The organism is Methylibium sp. (assembly GCF_013817345.1).
Lineage (GTDB): Bacteria > Pseudomonadota > Gammaproteobacteria > Burkholderiales > Burkholderiaceae_C > Methylibium.
The window spans coordinates 1-2,973 of sequence record NZ_JACDCW010000193.1; the positions used below are offsets into that span (position 1 = coordinate 1).

Sequence of the window (2,973 nt, forward strand, 5' to 3'; positions counted from 1 at the left end):
CGCGCGCCGCCGTGCTGAATGCCGAGGATCCGTCCTGCGTTGCGATGGCAAACACGCTGCAGCCCGGCTGCGTGCCAACGTGGTTCGCGATGGATGCAAGCAACGCCTGGGTCACCGAGCACCGCGAGCGCGGTGGCGCGGCTGCCTGGCTCGGCGACGACGGCTGGCTGATGCTGGCCAACGGCGGCCACGAGCACCGCCTGCTCGAAGCCGCCCGCATGCCGATCGCGATGCAGGGCCATGCCCGCTACAACATCGCCAACGCCCTGGCCGCCGCCGCCGCCCTGATGGCGCTTGACCTCGAGCCGGCGGCGATCGGCTCAGCCTTGGCGGACTTCGTCTCCGACGCACGCAGCAACCCGCTGCGTTCCAACTGCTATTCGATCGCCGGCAAGACGGTGGTCGTCGACTACGGCCACAACATGGCCGCATACCGGGCGCTGTGCGAGATGGCGCGCTCGATGCTCCGCGGGCGTGGCGGGCGCCTGATCGGCGTCGTCACCGCGCCGGGCGACCGCCGCGCCGGCGACCTGTTCGAGGTCGGCGCGCTGTGCGGTAAAGGATTCGACGAGCTCGTCGTCTACGAGCAGGATCCGCGCGGCCGGAGCAACGGCGAAACCGCGGCTGCCATCCTCGCCGGCGCCCGCAGCACGGCCGGCGCCAAGCCGCTCCACGGCATACCGCCAATCCGCGATGCCTTCGCGCATGGCCTCGGCCTTGCCGGGCGCGACGACATCGTCATCTTCACCTGCGCCGGAACGCTCGACGACGCGGTTGACGGCATCCGACGCGTCGACCCCGCGGCGGCGGATCGGCTGGCGGCCGAGATCGCCGCCTGAGCCGTCAGGCGGCCGTCGCGATTTCGGACCGGCTGGGCGCTGGGCCGGCCTCCGGCTCGTCAACCGGCGTATCCATCGCGGTGACGTCGATCGACGACAGTTCCGCCTGCTCGCCGAGCGCCTGGCGCAGGTCGGACAGGTGGCTGGCGCAGCCGACGATGACCATGTCGCCCGGCGCCGCGATCGCGAGTGCTGCTCGGGTCGCGGCGCGGACGTCGAGCACGATCGCGACGGCTTCGGCACGGTCTTCGGCCACTATTGCATCGGGCCCGGCCGAGATGCGCCTGGCTTCGCGGGCGCCTTCGGCGATCGCCGCCGCCGTCGTGCCGGCCACCTCGCCGCGCTTCTGGTCCTGCTCGTAGACGACGAGGCGGTCGAAGCCGGCACCGCAGATGCGACCGATGGCGGCGAGGTCGCTGGCCTGGCGATCGCCGGGCGCGGCGACGACGCCGATCAGCCGGCCGCGGGTCAGGCCGCGGCCGGTCTCGATCACCGCCGCATACGCCGCGGCGTTGTGGGCGTAGTCGACAACAAGCGTCACGCCGGCGGTGCGGTAGACGTTCAGACGCAGCGGGTTCTGGCTCTCGTTCGAGCTGAAGCTGAGCAGGCCGGCGAGGATGCGCTCGCGCGGCACCTTCAGCGCCATCAGCGCGCCGAACACCGCCATAGCGTTGGCGATGTTGTGGCGGGCTTTGCCGCGCAACGTGAACGGCAGCCGTGCGGCAGCGACGAGCGGGACGTCGTGGCCGCGTTCGGCCCACATCAGCATGCCGCCCTGCAGGTGAATGCCGCGGCTGCCCCGCGCAAGGTGGCGGGCGAACACCGGCTGGCTGGCATCCAACGTGAAGTACACAACCTCGACGCCGCGCCGGGCCCGGCGCGTCATTGCGACGCAATGGGCGTCGTCTGCATTGAGGACGACGGCGGTGCGAGCCGCTTCAACAATGAGGCCCTTAACGCGGGCCAGGTCCTCGACGGTGTGGACGCCGTCCTGGCCGAGGTGGTCGCTGGCGATGTTGAGGACGACGCCGACGTCGCAACGGTCGAAGGCCAAGCCGCGCTTGAGGATGCCCCCGCGCGCCGTCTCGAGCACGGCGAACTCGGTCTCCGGCGAGGTGAGCACAGTGCGTGCTGACCAGTAGCCGGTGCAGTCGCCCCGGACAACCGGATTGCCGTCGATGAAGATGCCCTCGGTGGTGGTCACGCCGGTGACCCGGCCGAGGCGCTGCATGACGTGGGCGATGGCAAGCGTGGTCGTCGTCTTGCCGTTGGTGCCGGTGACCGCCACGACCGGGATGCGGCCGTCGCCGTCGTTCGGAAACAGCGAGTCGACGATGGCGCGGCCGACGAAGTGGCGCTCGCCGTGACTCGGGTGCTCGTGCATGCGGATGCCGGGCGCCGCGTTGACCTCGATGATGGCGCCGCGCTGGGCTTCGAGGGGCACCGCGATGTCCGTACAGACGATGTCGATGCCTGCGACGTCGAGGCCGATCTTGCGGGCCGCCCGCACGCAGGCGCAGGCGGTGTCGGGGTGGACGCGGCCGGTCACATCCTCGGCGGTGCCGCCAGTCGAGAGGTTGGCGTTGCCGCGCAAGCGCACGGTGCGCCCTGCCGCCGGGACCGCGTCGAAGTCGAGGCCATGGCGCTGCAGCTCTTCGGCGGCGGCCGGGTCGAGGCGGATCTTGGTCAGGATGTTCTCGTGGCCGTCGCCGCGGTTCGGGTCGCGGTTCACTGCCTCGACCAGCGCGCGCACGCTGCTGGTGCCGTCGCCGGTCACCTCGGGTGGCACCCGATGCGACGCCGCGACCAGGTTCTTGCCGATGACCAGCACGCGGTAGTCGTCGCCCTGGATTTTCTCCTCGATCAAGATCTGGCGGCCGAACTTCTGGGCCCGCTCGAAGCCGGCCACGAGCAGCGCGTCGTTCGTCACCGAGGTGCTGACGCCCTTGCCGTGGTTGCCTATGAGGGGCTTGACCACGACGGGCGTGCCGATGCGGCGCATCGCCTGGTGAGCTGCTTCGATGCTGCTGACCGTCTGGCCGCGTGGCACCCGCAGGCCGGCCTCGGCGAGCAGTTTCTTGGTGAGCTCCTTGTCGCTGGCGATGCTGACTGCGACGTGGTTCGTCTGGCTGGT

The 2,973-nt window shown here is 70.8% G+C and carries 3 protein-coding genes; 1 reads left to right on the forward strand and 2 read right to left on the reverse strand.

From position 1 onward, the window contains the following. Nucleotides 1-242: hypothetical protein (locus H0W40_RS19780; protein WP_292449625.1), on the reverse strand; the 242-nt coding region annotated here is incomplete at its 3' end. On the opposite strand from H0W40_RS19780, the gene H0W40_RS19785 reads away from it, so the two are divergent. Further along, nucleotides 219-839, forward strand: coding sequence for a cyanophycin synthetase (locus H0W40_RS19785; protein ID WP_292449627.1), 621 nt, complete (start codon nt 219-221; stop codon nt 837-839). The two genes, H0W40_RS19780 and H0W40_RS19785, sit on opposite strands and share 24 nt — an antisense overlap. A 4-nt stretch (nt 840-843) precedes the next feature. On the opposite strand, the gene H0W40_RS19790 is transcribed toward H0W40_RS19785, so the two are convergent. Then, the coding region (locus H0W40_RS19790; protein ID WP_292449629.1) for a Mur ligase family protein at nt 844-2,973 on the reverse strand (2,130 nt) is incomplete at its 5' end.

Bases quoted from the DNA above. Each gene is read 5' to 3' on its own strand.
- H0W40_RS19785 (WP_292449627.1), top strand. From the start codon at position 219: ATGCCGATCGCGATGCAGGGCCATGCCCGCTACAACATCGCCAACGCC.